Source organism: Actinokineospora globicatena, assembly GCF_024171945.1.
Lineage (GTDB): Bacteria > Actinomycetota > Actinomycetes > Mycobacteriales > Pseudonocardiaceae > Actinokineospora > Actinokineospora globicatena.
On record NZ_JAMTCR010000008.1, the window covers coordinates 207,866 to 232,088 of the forward strand.

The window sequence follows — 24,223 nt, forward strand, 5'->3', positions numbered from 1 at the left end:
TTCAGGACCGCCCCGGGTCGACGGTGAAGCCGCGGTGCTCGGCGGCCGCGCGCTCCTCGGCGGTGGACGGGTCGTCACTGTGGTTCTCGGCTTGTTTGAGACCCCACTCGACCGCCGCGCCGGGCACGTTCTCCAGGGTCCCGGCGAGCACCACGCGGCCCATGTTCGTGGTGCCGCTGACGCCGAGGTAGCCGAGACCGGTGGTCACCAGGCGTTGCGCGAGCGCCTGATCCCCGGAGACCTCGACTGGATTGCCGTGTTTGTTCAGCACGACGTTGCCGTCGGCGTCACGGACGTACTTGCCGACGCGCAGGTTGGGCGTGGTGGTGGCCAGCTTCGTGTCGCGGTTGCGGACGAGTCCGAGCGCGGGGTTGGCGCGGTCGATCTTGCGACCGAGGTGGTTGCCCACGACGGGCACGTTGGTCACCTTGTCGACCCGCTGGAGGGCTCCTTGGGCGATCTTGTTCTCCCGGATCACCACGAGGAGCCGCTCCAGCCTGGTGATCAACGGCCGGAGCCGGTGCAGGAGTTCGGCGACCTTCGTGCCGAGTCGGGTGTTGGTGACCGCGATCTGCGCCGTGGTGAGACCGGTGGCGGCGGCGGTGGAGGCGCCCGCGGTGATCCAGGACGCGGCCAGGGCGGCCAGCCACTCGATGATCAGGCCGAGGACGAACTCCTGGATGATGTCGACGACGACCTGGACGAAGGTGTCGAAGATGTCGGCGGCGGTCTCCAGGATGGTCTTGAGGCCGTTGACGTCGCCGCCGAGCGCGCGGGCACCGTCGGCGAACTCGGTCATCTCGGTGCGGAACGCGTCGCCCGCCTCGCCCTGCCAGCCGGTGGCGGTGGCCTGGGCGCGGTTCTGCTCCAGCTGGGCCACCTGGTCGAGCCAGTCGCCGACCTTCTCCCAGCCCTTGGCGGTGCTGCGCATCTGCTCGGGGTCGCCGACGGCGGGCTCCAGCACGAGGTTGACCAGCGGGCTGATCGCGAGCGAGATCAACCAGCCCAGGCCGTTGTCGATGAGGGCCTGGCCAGGGCTCATCAAGGTGTTGATCTGTTCCATGCGCGCGTTGAACAGCGCGAACCCGGCCTCGGCAGGACTACCGGCGTCTTGGAGCTTGTCGGCGGCGTCAGCCCAAGAGCTGCCGTAGTTGCTCACCTGACTCAGGTAGCCGTCACGGTTGCTGTCGCCCGCGCTGTTGAGATCGCCCAACGACCCCACGCCCTGCCCGGCCGACGTGAGCCCGGTGGCGTTATCGGCGTCGGTAGCCCCGTACGCGGCCGCCGACTCTTCGACTGCCTCCGCGATCTGCGTGAGGTAGGACGAAGCCTTACCCGCCAGGTCTTGGCACTCCTGCAGCGAGTCGAAGTAGCAGTTGGCCATGACTCTGCCCAGCGGCCCGAAGCACTCGTCGTGCACGCGTGCCTGCTCTAAGAGGCGCGCCAACCCGTTGAAGTTCTCCGCCTGATTACGCGAACCAGCGGCGTGGGCCAAGAGGGCGCCACCAGCGATGTCCATGCTGCCAGTCACGGGCGGCTCTTGTAGATGCTTTCGTCGGTGAAGTCACCGTCGTCGTCAACAGGCCGCGCGGCACGAGCCGGCGCGGGGGAGTGCGGCGTGGGGAGCGCGGCCGGTGGAGGTGGCGCGGAGGGCCCGATCGGCTCGACGGCGGGTGCGTGGGCGCGGAACGCGGTCTGGAAGCGCTCGTACTGCTCGTCCCCGACGTACGGCCGGACCAGCTCCTCCATCGCGGCGGCGGCCTGCTGCTGCGCCGCGCGGATCGCCCCCAGGATCTCCTGGGTGAGCTGCGTGTGCGACCGGTTCATCGCCGCGGGCGAGAGCTGCAGCCCCAGCACCGCGCCGGACGGGGCCACGGTCACCGTCACCGACCCGTCGCCGTTGCGGGCGCTGCCCTTGAGCCCGGCGATGCCCTCCTTGAGCCGCGCCGCCCCCGCCGCCTGCTCGGCGAACCGCCGAGCCGTGTCCTCGTACCTGGCTTGATCCACGGTGGTGTGTCCCCCAATCCGGCGGCGATGTTAGCGGCCCGCCCGATCCCGGGGGTGCGGAACGCCGAAGTTCGCCAGCGGGGTGTGGCCGCGCTCACTGTCTACAGTGGATCAACCGCGGGTGAACTGCTCGAACAGCGCCGCGTACCCGCTGCCCGCGTGCCCGTCGGCCACCGCCCGCTCGACGAGCAGCTTGGCCAACCGGGGCAGTTCCGCGTTCACGCCCAGCGTCTCGCTCTCGTGCACGAGGTGGTCGATCCCGCCGAGGTGGATGGCGATCGTGGCGTCGTCGGCCGGGTACTCGCGCGCGTCGACCTGCGGCGCGTAAGCCGTCACGTACTCGGTGACGACGCCGATCATCGTGTTGGCCAGCGGAGCGAACGCCGTGGCCTTCACCCCGGCCGTGCCCAGCAACGCGGCGCCGTGCAAGAAGCTGTTGAGCACACCCCACATGATGCTCAGCAGCGCCATGTCGTACAGCGCCGAGAGGCCGTGGTCGGCGTCGAGGTACGTCGTGGTGCCCAGGGCCGCGAACGTGCCCTCGTGCGGTTCGAACGCCGACCTCGGGCCGCTGTACAGCACGATGGCCGCGGCGGTGCCGATGTCCGGCGGGATGGCCATGATCGCGCCGTCCAGGTACCGGATCCCGTGCTCGGCCGCCCACTCCGCGGTCTCACGCGCCTGCGTCGACGTCCCGGTGGTGAGGTTCACCAGCACCCGACCCGCCAGCGCCTCGCGTTCCGGGTCCAGCAGCGCGTGCACGGCGTCGTAGTCGGTCACGCAGATGATCACCAAGGGGCTCGCCGAGATGGCCTCGGTCACCGAGTCCGCCAGCGCCGCGCCGCCCGCGACCACGTCGGCGGCCTTGCCTGCCGACCGGTTCCACACCGTGGTCGGGTGCCCGTCGCGCAGGAGCGCGGCGGCCAGCGCCGTGCCCATCAGGCCAAGGCCGATCACGGTGACCGGTGACCGCGAGACGTCCGGGGTCGTCATTGCCTGCTCCATTCAACACTGCCGATTTCCCTGTGGCCGCAAGCGTTTCACCGCTAGGTGGGCGCCGACAGGCACGGGAGCGACGACCTTCGAACGATTCCTGCCATAGGGTGGCGGCATGACACCCGGGTCGGTCGCCTTCGCGGTGATCAACGCAACCGACATGCAGGTCTGCGAGGTGTACGAGACGGCCATCACCAACGCCGTCTTCGGTGACCCGCAACCCGACCTCGCCGATCCCTGGTACGACCTCAAGCTGTGCGCGGTGACCGCGGACCAGCCGCCACTCGCGCGCGGGATCTCCATCCGCACCGACCACGGTCTCGCTGACCTCGTCGCCGCGGACACGGTGATCGTGCCGTCGACTCCGGACTCCGTGCTGCGCGGCGGTTCCCTGCCCGCCGAGTTCATCGAGGCTCTACGCGCGGCAGCGGCGGGCGGTGCGCGCATGGTGTCGTTGTGCACCGGTGCCTTCGCGCTCGCGGAGGCCGGGCTGCTCGACGGCAGGCGCGCGACCACGCACTGGATGTACACCGCCGACCTGGCCGCGCGGTACCCGGCGGTCGACGTCGTGGAGTCCGTGCTCTACGTCGACGAGGGCGACCTGTTGACCAGCGCGGGTATGACGGCAGGTCTGGACCTGTGCCTGCACCTGGTCCGCCGCGACCTCGGCTCGGCGGTCGCGAGCCAGCTGGCGCGCCGGATGGTGGTCTCCGGGCACCGGCCGGGTGGGCAGGCGCAGTTCGTCGACCTGTCGGTGCCCGACAGCGACGCCGACCGGTTGGCCCTCGTGCTGGACTGGGCGGCGGCGCACCTCGACGAGCCGCTGACCGTGGACGGCCTCGCGCGCCGCGCCGGGATGAGCACACGCACGTTCTTCCGCCGAGCGCAGGCCGCCACCGGGCTGACGCCGCTCAAGTGGCTGCTCAACCAGCGCGTCGCCCGCGCGCAGAGCCTGCTGGAGACCACGGACCTGCCGATCGAGCGGATCAGCGCGGCCTGCGGGTTCGGCACCGCGACCACCCTGCGCCGCCACTTCACCGCGCTGCTCGGCGTCACCCCCACCGACTACCGCACCTCCCGGAGCACGGCCTCGGCCAGGTGAGCGGCGGCGAACACCGTCAGAACAATGTACGGTAGAGTGTATCGTACGTAGTTCGGGAAGGGGTGCCCGCTTGCGGTTGGATCGACTGGCGGTGGCGTTCGAGCAGGGAGACCCGGCGCGGACGGGCACGTTCCTCGTCTACGGCCGTCAGCCGCTGCCGGACCTCGGCGTGCCGTCCGAGGCGATGCTGGCGCTGCCCGACGAGACCGGCGCGGTCGTCACGCGGTCGGTCCCGGTCCGGCGAGTCCCGGTCGACGCCATGCTCCCGGTGCTGCTGGCGGACCAGACCGAGCCGTCGCTCGTCTTCTACGCCGCGGCCGCCAGGGTCGCGTTGCACCTCGTGGCACGCGGGCGGATCCTGCCCGGTGTCTCGCCCAGCGGCGTGGACGCGTGGCGGGTCGGTCCGTACGACATCGCCGACATCGAGCGGGTGCGTGCCCTTTCGCTGGCCATGCCCGCCGCCGCCCGCGCCGCGCCGGTCCAGGACGACCGGCTGCCGGACGCCGAAGGTCTGCTGCGGTCGCTGTTCGACGCCATCGCCGACACGATGCCCCGCACGCCGGGCGCGCCCTGGCTGACCGGCGACCCCCGCTTCGCCGGAGCACCCGAACGCGCCGAACGCACCCAAGGCGACATCGACCTGGGGGAGTGGGCCCGGCAGGTGGCCGCGGGCGTCGACGTCGGCTTGCAGGTCGCCCTGCGCCTGGAGGTCCGGAGCGATCCGGCCACCAGCCCGGTCACCGCCGTCGTACGGCTGCGTGACCTGTCCGACCCGACCCGGGTCACCGACGCGCGGGCGCTGTGGACGGGTGAGGAGACCGGGTTCGGCGAGCGCGCGACCTTCGAGGCGATGGTGGCGGTGCGCCGCGCGGCGAAGGTGTGGTCGCCGCTGGAGAGCCTGCTCGCCGACGCCGAACCGGTCGAGTGGGACCTCGTCGACGAGGACGTGTTCGACCTGCTCGACGGTGCCGAGGCCCGGCTGGCCGAGGCGGGCGTGGTGATCGAGTGGCCGGACGAGGTGTCGCGCGAACTCGGCGCCCGGGTGGTGGTCCACGCGCCCGGTGACCGTCCGACCGACGTCGCCGCGTACCTCCGCGAGTCGCCCCCGCTGCCCGCGCGCTGGCAGGTGACCCTCGCGGGCCGGCCCCTGACCGACGCGGAGACAGCCACGATCGCCACGGCCCGACCCATCGTGGCGCTGCGCGACCAGTGGGTGATGGTCCCGCCGGACGTCGCGCGCAAGGCACGGGACCGCGACCTGCGCCCGTTCCCCGCGTTCGCCGGGTTCACCGCCGCCGTGATCGGCAGCACCGAGGTCGACGGGTGCCTGGTGGAGACCATCGCGGACAGCTGGCTCGGCGCGGTCGTCGACCTGGTCACCGATCCCGAGGGCGGCCCGGAGCTCCTGGACGGCCCACCCGGGTTGACCGCGTCCCTGCGCGACTACCAGGCGCGCGGCGTCCGGTGGGCGCACCGGATGACCGGGCTCGGGTTCGGCGGCTGCCTGGCCGACGACATGGGCCTCGGCAAGACGGTCATGCTGATCGCACTGCACCTGCTGCGGGCCGCCGACGAACCAACGCTGGTGGTCTGCCCCGCATCGTTGCTCGGGAACTGGGCGAACGAGATCGCCAGGTTCGCCCCGGGCGCACCGGTGCGCCGCTTCCACGGCGGTTCGCGGTCGCTGGCCGACCTCGACGGCGGGTTCGTCCTCACCACCTACGGGACCATGCGGGTGGACGCCGACGTGCTCGCGGGCGTGCGGTGGGGGCTGGTGGTCGCCGACGAGGCCCAGAACGTCAAGAACCGGCTCAGCGAGACCGCCAAGGCGCTGCGCACGATCCCGGCCGCCGCCAGGGTCGCCCTCACCGGCACCCCGGTGGAGAACAGCCTCACCGACCTGTGGACGCTGCTCGACTGGACGACCCCCGGCCTGCTGGGCACGGCGGGCGCGTTCCGCTCGACGTGGGGGCGGGTGATCGAGGTCGACCGCGACAACCGCGTCGCGGGCCGGTTCGGCGCGCTGGTCCGGCCGTTCGTGCTGCGCAGGCGCAAGACCGATCCCGGCATCGCCGCCGAACTCCCACCCAAGATCGAGACCGACCACCCGGTCGCGCTGACCGCGGAGCAGGAGGAGCTGTACCGGCGCGTGGTCGACGAGGTGATGGCCGAGATCCGGGCCAGTGACACCGACATCGCCCGGCGCGGGCTGGTGCTCAAGCTCCTCGTCGCCCTCAAACAGGTCTGCAACCACCCGGCGCACTACCTCAAGGAGACCGGGACACCCGCGCGGTCCCGGTCGGAGAAGCTGCAACTGCTCGACGAGCTGGTCGGCACGATCGCGGCGGAGAGCGGCGCGGTGCTGGTGTTCACCCAGTACGTGCGGATGGCGCGGCTGCTCGAACAGCACTTCGCCGCGCGAGGTATGCCGACCCTGTTCCTGCACGGTGGAACTCCTGTGCCGCAACGGGAAGAGATGGTGCGGCGCTTCCAGTCCGGTGAGGTCCCGGTGTTCCTGCTCTCGCTCAAGGCGGCGGGCACCGGCCTCACCCTCACCCGAGCCGATCACGTCGTCCACTTCGACCGGTGGTGGAACCCAGCCGTGGAGGCCCAGGCGACCGACCGGGCACACCGCATCGGCCAGACGAAGTCCGTGCAGGTGCACCGGTTCGTCACCACGGGGACGCTGGAGGAGCGGATCGCCGTCCTGTTGGAGTCCAAAAAGGAGCTTTCGGAGGCGGTGCTCGGGGACGCCGCGTTCAGCGACTTGGACGACACCGAGCTGCTCCGCCTCGTCGCGCTGAGGAGTCCTGAGTGAACGATGACGACGACTACCTCGCGGCCCTGTTCGCCGACGAGGACGACGACGAACCCGACGAGCGGGAGGAGCCGGTCCACGCGGTGACCTTCCCGGCGTTCGAGCCGCACCGGCGCTACGGCAAGAAGTTCGCCGACACCTGGTGGGGCAACGCCTGGACCGAGTCCATGGAGGACACCGCGCTCGACCGCGAGCAGCTGCGCAAGGGCCGCGCGCACGCCTTCGCCGGGTACGTCGGCCCCATCACCGTGAGCCAGGGCCGGGTCTCGGCGTCGGTGCACGACGGTGACCACACGCACCCGTTCAGCACCGTGGTCCGGCTCGCCCAGGTGACGGACGCGGGCTGGGACCGGTTCCTGGACCAGGCCGCCAGGCGCGCCGGTCACGTCGCCGCGCTGCTCGACCGCGACATGCCGCGAGAGCTGGTCACCGCCGCCGCGGACGCCGGTGTGCGGCTGCTGCCCGGGTTCGACGACCTGGACCCGGATTGTGCCTGCCCCGACTGGAACAGCCCGTGCAGGCACGCCGCCGCGCTGTCCTACCAGGTCTCCTGGCTGCTCGACCGCGACCCGTTCGTCCTGCTGCTGGTGCGCGGCCGGGGCGAGGCGGAGTTGATGGCGGAGCTGCACCGGCGCAACGCCGGGGCGGCCGCGGTCGGCGGGACGGCCGAAGTGGGGGTGCCCGCCGCCGAGGTGTGGTCGGCCACGCCCGCACCGTTGCCGGAGCCACCCGGTCCATTGCTTGCGCCGCCACTGCGGCTGGCACCGTTGCTGGCCGACGTCGAGATGGTGTCGCCGGTCGACGACCGCGCCCTCGCCGTGCTGGCCGCCGACGCCGCTCGCCGAGCCGCGGACCTGCTCGCGGGCAAGGGGTTCACGGCGGCGGACCCGTGGTCGGACGCCGTCCGGCTCGCCGCGCTGGCGCACGAGGTCCTCGACAACGCCGAGGCCGTGGTCGCCACCGCCGCGGCGGCCTCGGGTCGGCCATCCGAGTTCCCCCTCGCGGTGGACGCGGAAACCCACCCCGGGCGACAGTAGGCTGGGGCGCACCATGGCCAGAGATCGCGCGAAGCCCGTCATCAAGTCGGACCCGACCCGCAGCCTCGCGCTGCTGTGGCGGACCAGGGAACCCGCGTCCCGCGACGGCCGCGCCGACCTCAGCGTCGACAAGATCGTCCGGGTCGCCATCGCGGTCGCCGACGCCGAGGGGGTCGGCGCACTCACCATGCGGCGGGTCAGCGAGGCGCTCGGCGTGGGCACCATGTCGACCTACACCTACGTGCAGGGCAAGCCGGAGCTGCTCGACCTGATGGTCGACACCGCCTACGGCGAGGTGCCCGCGCTCGACCCGTCCGGCACCTGGCGCGACCGGCTGGCGCGGGTGGCCTGGGCGAACTGGGAGCTGTACCTGGCGCACCCGTGGCTGGCGCACGTGGAGACCAGCAGGCCGGTGCTCGGGCCGAACCTGATCGCCAAGTACGAGCGCGAGCTGACCGCGCTCGACGGCACCGGGCTCGACGACGTCGAACTGGACTCGGTGCTCACCCTCGTCCTCGGGCACGTCCGCACCGCAGCCCGCGCCTCGGCCGACTCGCGCGACCTCGAACGCAGCACCGGGCTGACCGACGAGCAGTGGTGGCGCGTCCAGGCGCCCTGGCTGACCCGGTTCAGCACCCCCGGCCAGCACCCCACCGCGGAGCGGGTCGGCACCGCGGCCGGGACCGAGCACGGCGCGGCGTACAGCCCGGAGCACATCCTGCGGTTCGGCCTGGACCGGCTGCTCGACGGCATCGAGGTCCTGGTCGAGCGACGCACCACAGGGTGAGACGCGCTGTGTCGTCCCACTCACCGTGATCGGGAATACCGGGTGGTGCTGCGACGCTGAACGGGGAAAGCAGCGGTGTGGCGGACGTGGGAGGTACGTGGTGGCGGTGGACCCGGCGGAGCTGTTCGAGGTGGACTCCGACGTCCCGGACCTGACCGGGAGCGTGCTGCTGCACCACTTCAGCGGGTTCGTCGACGCGGGCGCGGCAGGCTCGACGCTGGTCGAACACCTGCTTGAGCTGCACGAACACCGGGTGATCGCCCGCTTCGACATCGACGACCTGATCGACTACCGGGCCCGCCGCCCGGTGATGACCTACGACACCGACCGGTGGCAGGACTACGACACCCCGGAACTGGTCGTCCACCTGCTGCACGACGCCGCGGGCACGCCGTTCCTGCTGCTGACCGGCCCCGAGCCGGACCGGCGCTGGGAAGCGGTCGTCGCGGCGGTCCAGTCCCTGGTCGAGCGCTGGGGCGTCCGCCTCGCGGTCGGCGCCCACGGCATACCGATGGGCGTCCCCCACACGCGTGACCTGACGGTCATCTCGCACGCGACCCGGCCGGAGCTGGTGGCGGACAAGTCGCCGTTCAACCGGGTCCAGGTGCCGGGCAACCTCTCCGCGCTGCTCGAGTTCCGCCTGGGCCAGGCCGGTCACGACGCCATGGGCTTCGCCGCCTACGTGCCGCACTACCTCGCCCAGAGCACCTACCCGGCGGCCTCCCTCGGCCTGCTCGAGTCGATCATCACCGCCACCGACCTGGTCATCCGCACCGACGGCCTGCGCGAGACCGCCCGCCGCGCCGACACCGAGATCGCCCGCCAGGTCGCCGAGTCCACCGAGGTCTCCGAGGTCGTAGCCGCCCTGGAACGCCAGTACGACGCCTACGCCGAAAGCTCCCAAAGCCTCCTCGTCCCCGACGGCGAACCCCTCCCCAGCGCCGACGAACTAGGCGCCGAGTTCGAACGCTTCCTAGCCGACCAACCCCGCGACCAGTAGGTCCGCCAGAACCGCAACAAGCAGCGGTTTTGTGATCACGTGGCCGCTTCTTCGGCTGCGGTCCGTGGATCGGTCGACTCCAGTTGTTGGTGCTTGCCGGCCGCTCGGGTGGCGAGTAGGGAAGCGCCGGATGCGGCTAGGGCCAATGCGCTGAAGGTGGCGGTGATGAGGGTGAAGGCTGTGGTTCCGTTGCCTGGGGGGTGGGCTAGGCCCAGGTAGGCGGTACCTGCGGCGGCTACGCCGATGGCGCCCCAGAGTTGGGCGTTGGTGCTGATGATGCCGCTGAGGTCGGCGGCGTGGTTGGTGGGGGTGGCGGTGGTGAGGTGGGTGATGAGGGCGGCTGAGCTGAGGCCCAGGCCGAAGCCGCCGATGGCCAGGACGGCCAAGAGGATGCCGCCTGAGGCGTGGCCGGTGGCGGCGGTGATGCTGGTGGCGAGGTAGCCGAGGGCGAGGATGGCGCAGCCCAGGGCGGGCATGAGGTGCGACAGGTGCGCGGGCAGCCTGGGCAGCAACGGGCCTGCCACGCCGAACGCGGCTACCCAGGTCACCAAGGCGAAGCCGGAGTACGCGGGGCTCAAACCCAAGCCGCGCTGCAGGTACACCGCCAGCACGAACAGCAGCGCCAGGTACGTCAACGTGCTGGCCCCGTGCGCGATCAGTCCCCACCGGACAGCGGGACGCGCGACCAGCGACAGGTTCACCAGCGGGTTGGACGTCCGCCGCTGGGTCGACACGAACCACCCCAGGGCGGGGATGCTCGCCACCAAGCTGACCCATGTCCACAAAGGCCACCCCGCCTCGCGCCCGAACACCAGTGGCACCACCGCGAGCAGCAACGCGAGCGACAGCACTGCCACCCCGCGCAGGTCCAGTGGTTCACGGTGCCGCGCCCGGTCGTCCCGAGGCAGGTACCGGACGGCCGCCGCGAGCAGCAGTGCCCCCAGCGGCACGTTGATCAGGAAGATCGGCCGCCACCCGGTGCCGAACAGGTCCGCCGACACGAGCACTCCGCCGAGCAGTTGCCCCAGGACCGCGCCGCCCGAGAGCGCCAGGCTGTAGTAGCCGATCGCCGCGGTTCGGGCGCCGCCGGTGAAGGTCAGCTGGATGCCGCTGAGGACCTGCGGGACCATCATCGCCGCCGCCGCGCCCTGGGCGACGCGGGCCGCGATCAGCCAGCCGGTCCCGGGGGCCAGCCCGCAGGCCAGCGACGCCAGCACGAACCCGACCAGGCCGACCAGGAACAGCCGCCGGTAGCCGTGGATCGCGCCGAGCCGCGCGCCGGTGATCAGCAGCACCGCGTAGGCCAGGATGTAGCCGGACACCACCAGTTCCAGCTCGCCGTCGCCCGCGCGCAGGGTGTGCTGGATCGACGGCGCGGCCGTGTTCACGATCGCCAGGTCGACGTTGACCATCAGCTGACCGCTGAGCAGCACCGCCAGCGGCCACCGGGTGCCCCCGGGCAGAGCGCTCACCGCGGCACCGGTGGCCAGGCCAGCCCGACGAAGTCCGCCACCACCAGGTCCGCGTCCGCGAGCTGCTCCTCCGGGCGCGTCGTGGTGACCGCGACGCAGACGGCACCGGCCGCCTTCGCCGCCGCGACCCCCGCGGGCGCGTCCTCGAACACCACGACGTCCTCCGGTGCCACGCCGAGCTGGGCGCACGCGGTCAGGAACCCCTCCGGGTGCGGCTTGCCCTCGGTCACGTCCTCCGCCGCGACGACGACGCTGAACAGCTCGCTCAGCCCGAGTTCGGCCAGCAACCCGCGCACGTCCGCGCGTCTACCGGAGGAGACGATCGCGGCCGGGATCCCGGCCGCGTGCACGGCCCGGACCAGTTCCGGCGCACCGGCGACCGCGACCGCCTTCGGCACGTCGGCGACCGCCCAGTACCCCATGGCCTCGTCGAACAACCCGTCCACTGTGGAGTCCGAGGGGAACAGGTGCATCCGCTCGGCCAGCACGTCCTGGCCCCGCCGCCCGGAGAACGTCTTGAGCTCGGCGTCGTCGAGCGCCAGCCCGTAGGTCCGGAACAGCGTGCGCCACGCCCACCTGCTGCGCGGCTCGCTGTCGGCGAGCGTGCCGTCCATGTCGAACAGGGCGGCCTTGAACGCGACGGTCATGCACGGTCCTCCAGCGTCAGGTACAGGTCGTGCCAGGGTGCGACCCGCTCGAAGGCGGCGCTCGCCGCGGCCACCGCCACGTCGTTGCCCCGCCGGGCCGCGATCTGCAGCCCGACCGGCACCCCGTTGCTCGCCAGCCCCGCGGGAACGCTCGCCGCCGGGCTGCCGATGAAGTTGAACGGGCTGGTCATCGACCACCCGACCTGCGCGTCCACCGCCACCCCGGCCACGGTCGCCGGGCCCTTGGTGGTGCGCGTCTGGTCGTTGGCGATGCCGGTGACGCAGTTGACCGGGCTCACCACGAGATCGTAGGTGTCGAAAAGGTCCTCGAACGCGTCCAGGACCTGGGTGCGGACGATGTCGTCCATCTTCGCGTCCACCGCTGACGGCAGCGCGCCGAGTTCCGCGCTCTCGATGAACTCCGGCGCGATCCGGTCCCGCCACTCGCTGAGCATGTCCAGCCCGTGGCGGCGGGAGTACTCGACGGACTCGGCGTGCGCCACCTTGAGGTACCGGCGCCACACGGCCGTCAGCTCGTCGTGGGGGAGCGGCAGGGTGAAGTCGAGTTCGTCGACCTGCGCGCCCACCTGCGTGAACGCGGGTACGGCTGCCCGCACCACGGCGTCGACCTCGGGTTCGACCGGGTACCCGCCCAGCGTCGGCAGGTACGCGACGCGCACCCCCGCCAGCGAGCGGTCCAGGTGGTCGCCTGCCCGGTCCGGCACCGGGAACGAGTACGGGTCACGCGGGTGCGGCCCGGACATCAGGTCCAGCACCAGTGCCGAGTCCGCGACCGTGCGGGTCAGCGCGCCGAAGCACACCATCGGGTTCAACCGGCGGAACGCGTTGGGCCTGGCCGGGACCGCGACCCGGCCGAACGTGCTCATCAGCGTGTACACGCCGCAGAAGGACGCGGGCACCCGCAGCGACCCACCTGCGTCGGAGCCCTGCGCGATGGGCACCATGCCCGCCGCGACCGCCGCCGCGCTGCCGCCGGAGGACCCGCCCGAGTTCATCGCCAGGTTGAACGGCGTGCTGGTCGGCCCGAACAGGCTGTTGTCGGTGGTCGCCTTGTGCCCGAACTCCGGGGTGTTGGTCTTGCCGACCACGATCGCCCCGGCCCGCACCAACCGCGCCACGCACTCCACGGTCTCGGTGGGCACCAGGTCGGCGTACACCGCCGATCCCCTGGTCATCCGCACCCCGGCCACCGGGTCGAGGTCCTTGACCCCGATCGGCACCCCGTGCAGCGGCGGCAGCGGCTCCCCGGAGACCACCGCCCGCTCGGCCCGCTGCGCGGCGTCGAGCGCCTCCTCCGCGCACAGCGTCACGAACGCGTTCACCTCGGGGTTGCGCTGCTCGATCTGCTCCAGGCTGCTCTTGACGACTTCCACCGGTGACACTTCCCGGCGCCTGATCATGTCTGCCAGCCGGGTGGCCGACAGGTGGCTGAAGTTGTCCATACCGTTGAGAACACCGCCCGTGGTCGATTCGTTGCGTTGCGTTGCCGGAACTGGCTCAGAGCTGGGCGTCGGCGCGCACCTCCAGGCCCGCCTCGGCCTTGCGCACCGCGGCCTCGTCGGCGAGCACCTGCTCCGGGTCGTCGTGCGCGAGCACCACGAACCCCAGGTCGAAGGTCGAGAACAGGTCCTCGGTCACCGCGATCCGGTCCCCGGGCCGCACGCTGATCACCGACTCGTGGTGCGCGGCCAACTCGGGGATGACCGCGAGCGAGTCGGTGCCGCGCACCGTTCCCGCCGTCCGGCTCATCAGGAACACGACCCGCATGTGCTTGCGCAGCTGGTAACCGTCCGGCACCTCGCCCTGCCCGGTGAAGTGCCGGACCGCGCGGTCGACCTGGCTGTCGCCCGTGGCCACCCGGCAGTAGCGCGGGTGCCCGCCGCCGTGCGGCCGGATCCCGACCTCGATCAGCCGGGGCCCGTGGTCGGTCAGGATCAGCTCGACGTGCGCGGTGCCGTAGCGCAGCCCCACCGCGTCGAGCACCTGCCTGGCGTGGTCGGTGAGCACCGGCACCACCGGGTCCTCTGGCGCCAGCCACTCCAGGCTCTCGTACACGGCCATGTGCCTGCCGTTGTCCACCTTGCCGTAGCGGCACACGTCGGCCACGGTGTGCCGCCCGCCGTGGCTGAACAGGTCGACCACGTACTCGGTGCCCACGGCGTGCTGCTGGACCAGCAGTTCGTCGTTGACGAGCCCGAGCCGGTTCGGGCGACCCAGCTGCGCGTCGAACGGCTCCCGCCAGCCGTCGCCGCCCGGGACCTTCGTGACGCCGTCGGTCCCGGCGCTCTTGGGCGGCTTGACCACCAGGTCCTTGCCCGCCAGGCCGTACTTCTCGATCCAGGCGGTGACCTCGTCCGGGTCCGCCGTGCAGACCTGCGGGATGATCGGCAGCCCGGCCAGCGCCACCGCCTCGGCCATGGCGCCCTTGTGCCTGCGCGCCGGGGTCAACTCCGGCACGTTGGCCCAGTCCGGGAACACCGCAGCGGTCAGGACATCCGCGAGTTCGACCCCGGACTCGCAGCCCGGTAGCACGCACACCGGGTCCAGCTCGCGCAACCGCCGCTCGGTATCTCCACTGTGGACGATCACCCCCGCGTAGTCCTCGGGCCGGAACGACGCCGCGTAGACCTCGGGTGGTTCCGGGCTGGACAGCAGAGCCACCACGGGGACGCCCGCCTCGTGGAAGGCGGGCGCGAACAGGGCGCCCGAGGTGTACGGGTCGACGATCACCGCCGGTCGGGTCTGGCTCATCCGCGGTCCTCCCAGGTCGGGCCCGCCAGGTCGGCGGACAACGGCAGGTGGCTGAGCTGGTGCGGTGTCCCCGGCGCGTGCGGGAACACCGCGGTCGCCCGGTTCCCGTTGCGCACCACGGGAACCCCCGAGGTGATCGCCCTGGTCACCGAGCTGGCGCGCTCGTGCCACGGGCACACCAGGCGCGGCCGGTCCGGTTCGAACACCCCCAGGTGCAGCGGCCCACCGCGGTGCGGGCACCGCGCGGGCAGCACGAAGGAGCCGAACCGGGACCGGGCGTAGACGTACGGGACCCCCGCGACCGTCACGCAGTTGCCCGCGCCGCCGACCGCGAAGCTCAGGACAAGCATTTCTCGTGGTCCCCGACCGAGTGGATCTCGTAGACGCACTCCTCGGACTCGATGATGGCGCCGTGCAACCGGTTGCCGCTGATCACCGTGCCCTCGCCCGCCTCCAGGATCTGGTGGGAGTCGAACCCGCTGACGAACTTCATCGTGCCGGAGACGATGTGGCACAGCTCGTCGCCGTTGTGGCAGTGGGTGTTCGACAGCTCCCCGCGCGGTTCCACGATGTGCGCCACCGGCGCGGTCACCCGGCCGCTGCGCAGCGCGTCCCACACCGGCGCGTGCAGCTCCTTGTTGCGCGGCCCGGCGTCCATCCACTCGATCTGCCGGGCGAAGTCCTCGTCGGCGATGCCCGCGATGACCTTGAACTCCTCCAGGCCGCGCACGATCTCCGGGATCACCGCCGGTCCGCACGCGTCCACCACCGGCAGGATGATCTTCTCCAGCGCCATCCGGCCGTGGTGCACGTCGATGTGCACGTGCTCGGTGTAGTACCGGGTGTCCACAGTGTCCCCGAACACCGACTTGAGCAGCGCGTCCGCGCGGCGGCAGAAGTCCACCAGCGTGGTCTCGGTGTAGTAGAGGGCGCCCAGGTAGCGGAAGAACAGCTCGTGGTTCTTGCCCAGGTAGTGGAAGTAGTTGTTCGCCATCAGGCTGCTCGACAGGTAGTACTGCCAGTAGTGGTGCAGGTCCGTGCGCAGCCCGACCGATGTCAGGGTGTCCTCGAACAGCTTGCTGTGCTTGGTGTCGTGCACCCCGTAGCCGTACTCGTCGATGACGACCTTGAACCACTCGGACTGGGCGGGGCCGTAGTAGCCGAGCACGTTGCGGATCATCGGCGACGCCTCGGACAGGAAGTCCGGCGCGTACTGGATCAGCCACATGCGCGCCGCCCGCTCGGGGTCGCTCGAACCGCTGATCGCCCGCTCCGCCAGGGAGGGCTCCTGCGGTTCGTCCTGCACGGCGCGCAGGTAGGCCTCCAACGAGTCGCGCGTCCAGTCGCCCGAGACGTCGACCTCGTCGTCCAGGAAGCCGAAGGAGTGCCGTTCCAGCGCGGGCCGGATCGTCTCGCCGAGCACCCGGTTGGACGAGCTGTAGAAGGTGTTGAAGTCCGACCACTTGGCCTGGTCGGTGAGCCCGGACTTGGGGAAGAACACCAGGTCCGTCTCGTAGATCGTGGTCAGGATGCGTTGCGCGGCGAGGTTCTCGTAGTCCAGGATCTCGGCCCGGCTCAGCACCCGGTCGAAGTCCAGGTGCTCGATGACCTGCGGGCGCAACTGCCTGCGGTACGGGTTGTCGTCGTTCTCCCACTCCTCGTTGTCGAGGTAGAGCGGGTTGGTGGTGTAGCGCTTGATCGCGTCCCTGAGGTCGGCTCCGCCCAGTTCGAACGGGCGGTACGGTCCGACGTCGCTCATGGATTCTCCCCGGTTGAATCGTCGAGCTGCAACGGTGGTGCGGTGCGGGTCTCAGCCCGCCGAGGCGAAGAGCTTGGTGTCCTGCCAGCGCAGCAGCACGTCCACGCCGTGGTGCGCGGTGACCGCGATGGGGTCGTCGAACGGCAGGAACGCCTGCATCCAGTGCGATCCCACGTTGTCCGGCGAGTTGCGCAGCACGACCCCGCCGCCCAGGTCCATCTCGAACCACACCACGACGCCGTGCGCGGTGCCGTCCGCCCCGGGGCGCAGGGTGCTGCGGCGGGTGCCGTCGCCGAGGTCGCCGTGCCGGACGTCGAAGTCGACCAGCCGCTCGTACCCGCTGAGCACCCGGTGCGGCCAGGTGGCCAGCCGCACCGGGAAGTGCCCGGTGGTCGCGGTGATGTTGAAGGCGCTGACGTCGAAGCCCGCCGCCTCGGTGACCCGGTTGAACCCGGCCACCACCTTGCTCTCCAGCAGCGCCCCGTGCAGCGTGCCGGAGAGCGGCAGCACCCGCCCACCCGGCGCGAGCAGGTGGTCCCTGGCGTGGCGCATGGTGGGCAGCAGGCCCTCGCCGATCAGCCCGCAGTCCACGATCTCGGAGACGATGATGTCGGCCGGTCGGGGCAGGTCCCTGCCGACCACCAGGTCGGTGGACATCGCGGGCACGACCTCGATCCGGTCGGCCAACCCGTGCGCGGCCACCACCTGCCTGGCGATCTCGGCCAGGATCGGGTTCGCCTCGCACGAGGTCACCCGCGCCGCGCCCGCCTGCGCGGCCATCAGCGCCAGCAGGCCGCTGCCGGACCCGATGTCGAGCACGTGCATCCCCGGCCGCACCTGCCGCTCCACCGCGACGGCCAGCGCGTCGTTGCGCTCGGCGTCGTTGAGCATCGCGAAGTGCCAGCGCGGGATGGTCCGTTGCGCCACCCGCGTCACCGCGGATCTCCGCTGGTCCGCGGTGTGCAGCGCGGCCACCGCGTCCTGGTTCACGTCCAGCGCCTGCTGCACCTGCTGGTGGCTCGCCCTGGCCGCCGCGGCCAGGAGCCTGTCGTCGGTGTCCACCGGTGCCCGGTCGGCGACCGGCAGTCGTGCGCTATCGCTCAAAGCCATCCCTTGAGACCCCCGCCAAGGTGTTGTCGATTGCGCCGGGTCGGGTGCGACCCGCCGTGGCCCGCCCGGGTTCCAGGTGGTCCGACGCCAAGTGCCGTTCCCGGATACTCGCTCGGTGCTCATCGGCCCCGTTTAGCGAGTGATCGCGGGGCACCGGTCAATTCACCGCCCGGTCCGCGAGACCCACTTCCCCATCGTGCCAAATCCGGGTCCCATGTCAATGGTCCATACCAATGGTGCACCGGATGGCCCAGTAGGAACGGCGCTGACTCCGTTGCGTGACAAGCATTGTCGGGTTGTGCGGGCTCGTACCGTGCGCGGTACCATGACAGCTGCCGAGGTTGGAACCGGTGTTTCCCAGCCAATTCGCGACATTCTTGGCGTGGCATATCGGTGATTCACCACGGGTGTCGCGAAGAACGAATTCTGCCGGTTGTCGCCGCTGCCGCGTACCCTGTCGCCGGTCGGTGCCGGACGGGTCGTCGGGGGAGTCGCGGGGTGGGGCTGGGGCGCGGGTTCGGTTGGCTGTGGGCGTCGTACTCGGTCAGCACCTTCGGCACGTTCCTCGCGTTCAACGCCTTCCCGCTGATCGCGATCCTGGTGCTGGGCACCGGCGCGACGGGGGTGGCGCTGCTGGCGGCCGTGGGGCAGACGGTCGGCGTGGTCGTCGCCGTGCCGCTCGGACCGTGGGTCGAGTTCCGCCGCAAGCGCACCGTCATGGTCGGCATGGACCTCACTCGGTTCGCCGCGATGGCGAGCGTGCCCGTGGCCTACGCGCTCGGCTGGCTCACCCTTGTGCAGCTGCTGGTGGTGTCCGCTGTTGTCGCGGCCGCGGACATCACCTACCGGGCGGCTGCGGGCGCGTGTCTTACCGCGCTGGTGGCACCGGGGGACCTGCTCGTCGCGAACGGGCGGCTCGAGTCCACGACGTGGATCGCCACCGCCGTCGGACCCCCGCTGGGCACGGCCGCGTTCGGGTTGTTCGGCCCGGTGGTGACCGTGGTCGCCGACGCGATCAGCTACCTGCTCTCGGCGCTGGGGATTCGCGCTATCGGCCGTACGGAACCGAAGCCCGTGCGCGCTACCTCAGGCGTTTCGCGGGGTGAGCTTCTCGAAGGGTGGCGCTACCTGCTCGCCCACCCGGTGTTGCGTCCGCTGCTGTTCAACACCGTGGCGGTCAATGCCCTGATCATGGTGACCGCGCCGCTGCTGGCCGTGCTCATGCTCGCCGACCTCGGGTTCGCGCCCTGGCAGTACGGCCTCGTCTTCACCGTTCCCTGCCTCGGTGGGCTCCTCGGCTCGCGGCTGGTCGGGCGGCTTGCCCAGCGGTACGGGGCGCACCGGGTCATGGTCGTGTCCGGGGTGCTGCGCGCCTTGTGGCCGATCGGACTGGCCTTCGTCGGACCGGGTGTCGGCGGGCTGGTCCTGGTTGCGGTCGTCGAGTTCGGCCTGATCGCGTGCGTCGGCGTGTTCAACCCGCTGCAGGCCACGTACCGGCTGCGGCACGTCCCGGCGGACCGGGTCGCCAGGACGCAGTCCGCGTGGTCGATCACCGGCAAGGCCGTGACGGCGGCGTCAACCGCGCTGTGGGGCGTGCTCGCGGAACTCACCAGCGCGCGGGCCGCAATCGCCGTCGCGGGCATTCTCATTCTGTTGACACCGGTATTGCTGCCACGTCGAGAAATCGTGTCACCGGAACCGGAGCGGCAAGATACCCCGGTGGGGTGACGACAGGATCGTCCCGGAGTCCGTGCAGGTCAGGGCCTGGTTCACAGTTCGCCCGGCGAGTTTGTCGATGGTCGACACACTGTCATCGCGGAATGGGAAACAGTTTCCGACGGTGATCCTTTTCCGCTAGTTTGGCGGTGCTGTCCCGATTCCCACCGCGCCTCGATGCGGACGTCCCGCCGCCGTGGTCCGCGGGTTTCCCCACCCCGACCGAGAGGAAACACCGGTGCCCCTGATCGCCCGGAAGCACGTCCCGGCCGCGCTGGCGTTGATCAGCGCGACGATCCTGGGCGTGGTCGTGCCGACCGCCACCGCCACCCCGACGCAGAGCGCCGACCCGGCCGCCGCCGCGCTCACCACGTTCCCGCCGACCACCACCACCCAGCCGTCGTCGACCATGCCCAAGCCGCCGTGCGACACGTCGACGGCGACCACCACGACCACGACGACGACCACCGGGGGCCCGACCTACACCGGGACCACGAACCCCTCCAGCCCGTCGTCGCCCCCCAACTCCCCGTTGCTGACCACGTACCCGCCGACCGAACCGACCCCGCCCAAGCCGGGGACGAACTTCGCGCTCGCGGGCTGGGCCACCGCCTCGTCCACCTTCCCCGGCTACTCGGCGCACAAGGTCAACGACGGCAGCGCCGCCACCACCCTCGGCTGCGACCACAGCTGGACCAACGACGTCGGCCGCCCGCCCAGCGTCACCCCCGAGTGGGTCCAGGTCACCTGGCACTACGAGCGCAGCGTCAGCCACATCGTCGTCTACACAAGCGACGGCTACCCCCTGCGCGACTTCGACGTGCAGGTCTACAACCCGAACGGCTGGTGGGACACCGTCGCCACCTACAACTACAACACCAACACCAAGGTCAACGTCTGGTTCGGCGCCCGCATCACCCGCGGCGTCAAGATCCTGGCCAAGGTCGGCCCCTCCCACCAGCCGCAGTACGCGCGGGTGAACGAGATCCAGGCCTACGCCTACTAGTCCCACCGGGCAGGGGCGGCCCATGTGGGTCGCCCCTATCCCCAGAACGCCCCGTGGTCCGCGCTCCGGTAGGGGAGACGGAACACAGCAGCAGCCTCGTCGATGTCAGTGATAGAGCTGAGTACTCGCTCCACCTCACCGATCGCCTCTGACGGCACACCCGGGGTGGACGTCGGCGCGAAGTTGAGCGTGCTGAGGTTGTGGCACGCGGTAGCGCTATCGGCGTGGTCGAGCGTCTCTACCGTCGGACTCGCTCCCAGGAACCCCCGATTCGCCTCTCGCGGCGACATCGTCTCGGCCGCGAGCTCCGCGAGAACCCCCGGAACCGGCTCCTCCCCGGCGAGCGACACCCGGGTGAGGAACACCCGATCCGTGTACCGCCGCACCGCGTCGGTCACCAACGGCAACGCCGCCACCGCGAACCCATCGGGCGACCTCGGCGCGCTCCACACCCCCGTCGGCGGCGGTCCCTGCCGGGCGAGCCGCCCGAACTCCGCCACCCGGGCTGCCAGGTGTGACCGCAACCCGGGACCTACTGCGAACGGCGACAGCGCGACCGACAGCATGGTCCGGAACGGCAAATCCGCCATCGCGGCCCACAACGGCCCCCACTCCACGCGGCGGTACCGCAACGGCGTCACCGCCGCCAACCACGGACCGTCCGCGTCAACCCGCCCCGTCCGGTGCGTCGTCACCCGCTTGCGGACCTCGACCACCCCGCCCTGCGGCCGCAACGGCGCCAACACCCGGCGGGTCTCAGCCTCATCGGTGACCGGTACGGCTTGCGCGTGCCCCGGCATGACCTGGAGCGCGGCCCGCAGGTCTACGACCCGCTTCTCGGCCTCCTCCCCGCTAGTGCCTTCGCTGCGCACCAAGAGGAAACCCTCCACGCACCCGGGGCCCGTGAGGTACCGCATCTCCATGACCGAACCCGTCAGGTGCGACCACGCCGACCGCAACCACCCGGAGTCATCCGGAGCAGACGCGGGCCGGTCGTTGACGTGGAGGCCACCGGTGAGCTGCCCGACCTGGACGACCAGCCCGGCCGGGCCGGAGTGCTCGTTGCGGGTGCGGAGATCGCCCAGCGGGGGCATCTGGGCGCCCGTGGCGGGCATGACCCTGGACGCCGCCCACGCCCACCACTGGGCATCCCGACCAGCGACCACCACACCGGTCACGGTTGTGGCGCGCGCACTGGACCACCTTGCACGGGCACTGGAAAACTTGGCGCGGGCGCTGCAACATCTGGCGCGGGCGCACTGCCGTATGGCAAGCCCTCGATGGCGGGCAACCCACCGGGGAACCCATACCCCTCGTCGACCTCGATGTCGCGGACCGCGGTGTGCAACGCCTCCCGGCACACCGCGTGCACGGCCTCCCGCATCGCCTTGAGCCGCTCCAGGTTCAGGATCCGGTCGATGTAGTCGAGGTGGTCCTCGCGCATCCGGGACCGCGACCGCCGGGCCATGTCCCGGCCCGTCCGGATCAACCACATGCTCCACCCGAGGTAGAGCCCGGTCCCGTACTGGAACACCGAGACGTAGACGACGTGCCGCCCGTCCACCAGGACCAAGCGGTTCCCCGTGGAGTTGTACGGCGTCTGCCACCGCCTGGCGTAGTAGATCGCCACCGGCAACCGCCGGTCCCGCAGCAACCCCGCGATGTGGCTGTACACCGACTCCGCCGCGGACGCCCTGTCGACCAGCAGCGTGTTCCACTCGCTGATCGGCTCGGCCTTCCTGGTGCCGTACAGGAAGACCAGCCACCGGATCCACGCCAGCAGCACCGCGACCCCCGCACCCCCGAGGGCCCATCCCCCTCTGGTCGCACCCGGCACCGACAGGGTGAGGATGGTTTCGAGGATCAGCGCGAAGACGAATACCGCCGCCCCCACTTGGGCGCTCTGCATTCGGGCCCTGCGGACGTACTCGTCCCCGGTGGAATCGTCGAGCAGCAGGTCGATGGGCTCGTGCCGGAGGGTGCTGGCGAGATAGGTCGCGTCGCCGATCTCGGTAGGTGTTCGCGGCTGTGGCGGGGTTTCCATTCGGCCCTCCGGTGCTCGCGAGCTGCGGGGCGTCGAACGTATCGCAGAAACGGGAACCGCTGGCTGACCGGTCGCGAAAGTGCCAATGATGTGTCACCCCGGCACTTCCGGTGTCTGTCCGGCAGTGGGATGGGCACCGTCGACCGCCCTTGTGGCCGGCCGGGTGGGCGGTCAGCGCGGGGCGTGATCGGCCGATGGTGCCAAGGTGAGGACCCCGGCTGAGGACAGGGCGGACGGAGTCACACCTCGTCGGCCCGAACAGGCGACCGGTCAGCGTGCGCAACCGGTGGGGCGGGTGGTCACGCCTGCCTCGGTCGCACGGGTGCAGCGGTCGGCGGGCAACAGGGCGGCGACGCGGCTCGTGGGGCGTTCGGTCCAGCGGCTCGCGGATGGCGGACGCGGCCCGGCGACGACCGATCCGCGATTCGGCGCGGTCCAACAAGACGTGGCGGCCAAGGAAAAGGTCATGTCCGCGCACGCGCCGCCCGCCACGGAGGCAGCGGCGGCGGCTGGGGCGGCCGAACCCCCGCAGGACGACAAAGTCGCGCAGGGCAAGGCCGCGAACGCCGAGAAGATGAACGCCGCCAAGCCCGGCGAGTTCGACAAGGCGAAGTTCGTGCGGGCGGTCGAGGAAGCGATCGCCGCGCAGGCACCGAAAAGTCTCGACGAGGCCGACAAGTTCGGCGACTCCGGTAAAGCCGACGCGGTCAAAGGGCAAGTCCAGGGCCAGGTCTCCTCGGGCAAGGAGGCCTCGGCGGGCGCGATCGAGTCGACGACAGCGGCGCCGCCGGATACCGCTGCCGCCAAGGAAAAGCCCGTCACACCGCTACGCCCGGACCAACCCCCGCAGGCACCGCCCCCGCCCAACGCCGCGAACGCCGTACCCGCCACGGCGCCCGCCAGCGCGACCGACTTCTCCGCGGGCCCAAAGCAGGTCGACCAGCAGATGGCCGACGCGCAGGTGACCGAGGACCAGCTGGCGAAGTCCAACGAACCCGAGTTCACCGGTGCCCTGCAGGACAAGAAGGAGACCGAGCAGCACGCGGCGACCGCGCCGGGCAAGGTCCGGGCCGCCGAGGCGGAGACCCTGGCCGGGGCCAAGGCCGACGCGGGTCAGACCGGTACGGCCGCGATGGCCGGGCTCGCGGCGGACCGACGCCAGGCAGGCGCCCAGGTCACACAGGGCAAAGAAGGAGCCAAGGGCAAGGACGAGGCTCGCCGGGCGCAGGTGACCGCGACCTTGCAGAAGGTGTTCGACGCGACCAAGACCGACGTCGAGGCGATCCTGTCCGGTCTGGACAAGAAGGTCGACGACGCATTCACGGCGGGGGAGAAGGCGGCCAGGGACGCGTTCACCGCCGAGCACAAACAGCGGATGGACGCCTACAAGGACAAGCGGTACTCCGGCGTCACCGGGAAGCTCAAGTGGGTCAAGGACAAGTTCGCCGGTCTGCCCGAGGAAGCGAACCAGATCTTCGTCGCCGCGCGCCAGGGCTATGTGACCCGGATGCGCGGCGTGATCTCCACGGTCGCCGACGTCATCGGCGCGGAGCTGACCCGGGCCAAGACCCGCATCGCGACCGGTCGCGATCAGTTGCAGGCCGAGGTCCGCAAGCTTCCCGCTGATCTCCAAGCGATGGGCAAGCAGGCGGCGGGGGAGTTCGCGGGCAGGTTCGACGAGTTGACCGAGTCGGTCGACGCCAAGGGATCCGAGCTCGTCCAGACGCTGGCGACCAAGTACAACCAGGCGCTCAAGGCCGTCGACGCGGAGATCGACGCGGAGAAGGAGAAGAACAAGGGCCTGGTGGCCAAGGCGATCGGCGCGATCAAGGGCGTCATCGACACCATCATGCAGTTGAAGGACCTGCTGCTGGGCATCCTGGCCAAGGCCGCCGCCGCGGTCATGGGCATCCTGCGCGACCCCATCGGGTTCCTCGGCAACCTGGTGTC

At 71.1% G+C, this 24,223-nt stretch carries 19 protein-coding genes and 1 pseudogene; 8 read left to right on the forward strand and 12 right to left on the reverse strand.

What is annotated here, in order from left to right:
- Position 1: 1 nt before the first annotated feature.
- From LV79_RS33120 to LV79_RS33130, 3 genes are all read right to left on the reverse strand, one after another.
- The gene (locus LV79_RS33120; RefSeq protein ID WP_253842265.1) at positions 2-1,531 is read right to left on the reverse strand and encodes a WXG100 family type VII secretion target; all 1,530 of its coding nucleotides are present in this window, start codon (positions 1,529-1,531) and stop codon (positions 2-4) included.
- Complete coding sequence (locus LV79_RS33125; RefSeq protein WP_253842266.1) at positions 1,528-2,007, reverse strand: YbaB/EbfC family nucleoid-associated protein; 480 nt, start codon at positions 2,005-2,007, stop codon at positions 1,528-1,530. Before LV79_RS33125 ends, LV79_RS33120 begins: the two co-directional genes overlap by 4 nt.
- A gap of 111 nt (positions 2,008-2,118) precedes the next feature.
- Positions 2,119-3,000 (reverse strand): NAD(P)-dependent oxidoreductase, encoded by an 882-nt coding sequence (locus tag LV79_RS33130; protein WP_253842267.1) that lies wholly within the window; start codon positions 2,998-3,000, stop codon positions 2,119-2,121.
- 163 nt (positions 3,001-3,163) lie between these two features.
- On the opposite strand from LV79_RS33130, the gene LV79_RS33135 reads away from it, so the two are divergent.
- The 5 genes from LV79_RS33135 to LV79_RS33155 all read left to right on the forward strand — a co-directional run bounded on the left by LV79_RS33135 (position 3,164) and on the right by LV79_RS33155 (position 9,747).
- A complete protein-coding gene (locus LV79_RS33135) occupies positions 3,164-4,105 on the forward strand; it encodes a GlxA family transcriptional regulator (RefSeq protein WP_425547610.1) in 942 nt (313 codons plus the stop codon).
- A 70-nt stretch (positions 4,106-4,175) separates the two neighbouring features.
- Complete coding sequence (locus tag LV79_RS33140) at positions 4,176-6,923, forward strand: SCO1167/SCO6262 family helicase (RefSeq protein WP_253842269.1); 2,748 nt, start codon at positions 4,176-4,178, stop codon at positions 6,921-6,923.
- Entirely contained in the window at positions 6,920-7,960 is a 1,041-nt protein-coding gene (locus tag LV79_RS33145; RefSeq protein ID WP_253842270.1) for an SWIM zinc finger family protein, read from the forward strand. The genes LV79_RS33140 and LV79_RS33145 overlap by 4 nt, the downstream gene beginning before the upstream one ends.
- A 13-nt stretch (positions 7,961-7,973) precedes the next feature.
- Positions 7,974-8,747 carry a TetR/AcrR family transcriptional regulator gene (locus tag LV79_RS33150; protein ID WP_253842271.1) on the forward strand — a complete coding sequence of 258 codons (774 nt, stop codon included), beginning with the start codon at positions 7,974-7,976 and terminating at the stop codon, positions 8,745-8,747.
- Positions 8,748-8,847: 100 nt separating this feature from the next.
- A complete protein-coding gene (locus tag LV79_RS33155) occupies positions 8,848-9,747 on the forward strand; it encodes a proteasome assembly chaperone family protein (protein ID WP_253842272.1) in 900 nt (299 codons plus the stop codon).
- A 35-nt stretch (positions 9,748-9,782) separates the two neighbouring features.
- Here the strand turns inward: LV79_RS33155 and LV79_RS33160 are convergent, their stop codons facing one another.
- The 7 genes from LV79_RS33160 to LV79_RS33190 are packed head-to-tail and all read right to left on the reverse strand — an operon-like array spanning position 9,783 to position 17,507.
- Positions 9,783-11,219, reverse strand: a complete 1,437-nt coding sequence (locus tag LV79_RS33160; protein ID WP_253842273.1) for an MFS transporter — start codon at positions 11,217-11,219, stop codon at positions 9,783-9,785.
- Entirely contained in the window at positions 11,216-11,866 is a 651-nt protein-coding gene (locus LV79_RS33165; protein ID WP_253842274.1) for an HAD family hydrolase, read from the reverse strand. Before LV79_RS33165 ends, LV79_RS33160 begins: the two co-directional genes overlap by 4 nt.
- The gene (locus tag LV79_RS33170; RefSeq protein WP_253842275.1) at positions 11,863-13,329 is read right to left on the reverse strand and encodes an amidase; all 1,467 of its coding nucleotides are present in this window, start codon (positions 13,327-13,329) and stop codon (positions 11,863-11,865) included. Before LV79_RS33170 ends, LV79_RS33165 begins: the two co-directional genes overlap by 4 nt.
- A gap of 55 nt (positions 13,330-13,384) precedes the next feature.
- Positions 13,385-14,638, reverse strand: coding sequence for a hypothetical protein (locus tag LV79_RS33175; RefSeq protein ID WP_253842276.1), 1,254 nt, complete (start codon positions 14,636-14,638; stop codon positions 13,385-13,387).
- On the reverse strand, positions 14,635-14,988 hold the full coding sequence (locus LV79_RS33180) for a Rieske 2Fe-2S domain-containing protein (protein ID WP_253842277.1): 354 nt from the start codon (positions 14,986-14,988) through the stop codon (positions 14,635-14,637). Before LV79_RS33180 ends, LV79_RS33175 begins: the two co-directional genes overlap by 4 nt.
- Positions 14,976-16,397, reverse strand: coding sequence for an iron-containing redox enzyme family protein (locus tag LV79_RS33185; RefSeq protein ID WP_253842278.1), 1,422 nt, complete (start codon positions 16,395-16,397; stop codon positions 14,976-14,978). The genes LV79_RS33180 and LV79_RS33185 overlap by 13 nt, the downstream gene beginning before the upstream one ends.
- 51 nt (positions 16,398-16,448) lie before the next feature.
- Positions 16,449-17,507 (reverse strand): class I SAM-dependent methyltransferase, encoded by a 1,059-nt coding sequence (locus LV79_RS33190; RefSeq protein ID WP_253842279.1) that lies wholly within the window; start codon positions 17,505-17,507, stop codon positions 16,449-16,451.
- A gap of 504 nt (positions 17,508-18,011) precedes the next feature.
- Between LV79_RS33190 and LV79_RS33195 the strand changes: the two genes are divergently transcribed.
- Together LV79_RS33195 and LV79_RS33200 are read left to right on the forward strand one after the other, a co-directional pair.
- Positions 18,012-19,235: an MFS transporter gene (locus tag LV79_RS33195; RefSeq protein WP_253842296.1), complete on the forward strand. Its 1,224-nt coding sequence runs from the start codon at positions 18,012-18,014 to the stop codon at positions 19,233-19,235.
- Between the two features lie 226 nt (positions 19,236-19,461).
- Positions 19,462-20,229 carry a galactose-binding domain-containing protein gene (locus LV79_RS33200; RefSeq protein WP_253842280.1) on the forward strand — a complete coding sequence of 256 codons (768 nt, stop codon included), beginning with the start codon at positions 19,462-19,464 and terminating at the stop codon, positions 20,227-20,229.
- 35 nt (positions 20,230-20,264) lie between these two features.
- On the opposite strand, the gene LV79_RS33205 is transcribed toward LV79_RS33200, so the two are convergent.
- Both LV79_RS33205 and LV79_RS33210 read right to left on the reverse strand, forming a co-directional pair.
- Entirely contained in the window at positions 20,265-21,398 is a 1,134-nt protein-coding gene (locus tag LV79_RS33205) for a hypothetical protein (protein WP_253842281.1), read from the reverse strand.
- Between the two features lie 5 nt (positions 21,399-21,403).
- Complete coding sequence (locus tag LV79_RS33210) at positions 21,404-22,273, reverse strand: hypothetical protein (RefSeq protein ID WP_253842282.1); 870 nt, start codon at positions 22,271-22,273, stop codon at positions 21,404-21,406.
- Between the two features lie 466 nt (positions 22,274-22,739).
- On the opposite strand from LV79_RS33210, the pseudogene LV79_RS33215 reads away from it, so the two are divergent.
- Positions 22,740-24,223 (forward strand): annotated as a pseudogene (locus LV79_RS33215) (hypothetical protein); the annotation flags it as partial.

Bases quoted from the DNA above. Each gene is read 5' to 3' on its own strand.
- LV79_RS33190 (WP_253842279.1), bottom strand. From the start codon at position 17,507: ATGGCTTTGAGCGATAGCGCACGACTGCCGGTCGCCGACCGGGCACCG.
- LV79_RS33165 (WP_253842274.1), bottom strand. From the start codon at position 11,866: ATGACCGTCGCGTTCAAGGCCGCCCTGTTCGACATGGACGGCACGCTC.
- LV79_RS33170 (WP_253842275.1), bottom strand. From the start codon at position 13,329: ATGGACAACTTCAGCCACCTGTCGGCCACCCGGCTGGCAGACATGATC.
- LV79_RS33150 (WP_253842271.1), top strand. From the start codon at position 7,974: ATGGCCAGAGATCGCGCGAAGCCCGTCATCAAGTCGGACCCGACCCGC.
- LV79_RS33180 (WP_253842277.1), bottom strand. From the start codon at position 14,988: ATGCTTGTCCTGAGCTTCGCGGTCGGCGGCGCGGGCAACTGCGTGACG.
- LV79_RS33130 (WP_253842267.1), bottom strand. From the start codon at position 3,000: ATGACGACCCCGGACGTCTCGCGGTCACCGGTCACCGTGATCGGCCTT.
- LV79_RS33185 (WP_253842278.1), bottom strand. From the start codon at position 16,397: ATGAGCGACGTCGGACCGTACCGCCCGTTCGAACTGGGCGGAGCCGAC.
- LV79_RS33210 (WP_253842282.1), bottom strand. From the start codon at position 22,273: ATGGAAACCCCGCCACAGCCGCGAACACCTACCGAGATCGGCGACGCG.
- LV79_RS33135 (WP_425547610.1), top strand. From the start codon at position 3,164: ATGCAGGTCTGCGAGGTGTACGAGACGGCCATCACCAACGCCGTCTTC.
- LV79_RS33175 (WP_253842276.1), bottom strand. From the start codon at position 14,638: ATGAGCCAGACCCGACCGGCGGTGATCGTCGACCCGTACACCTCGGGC.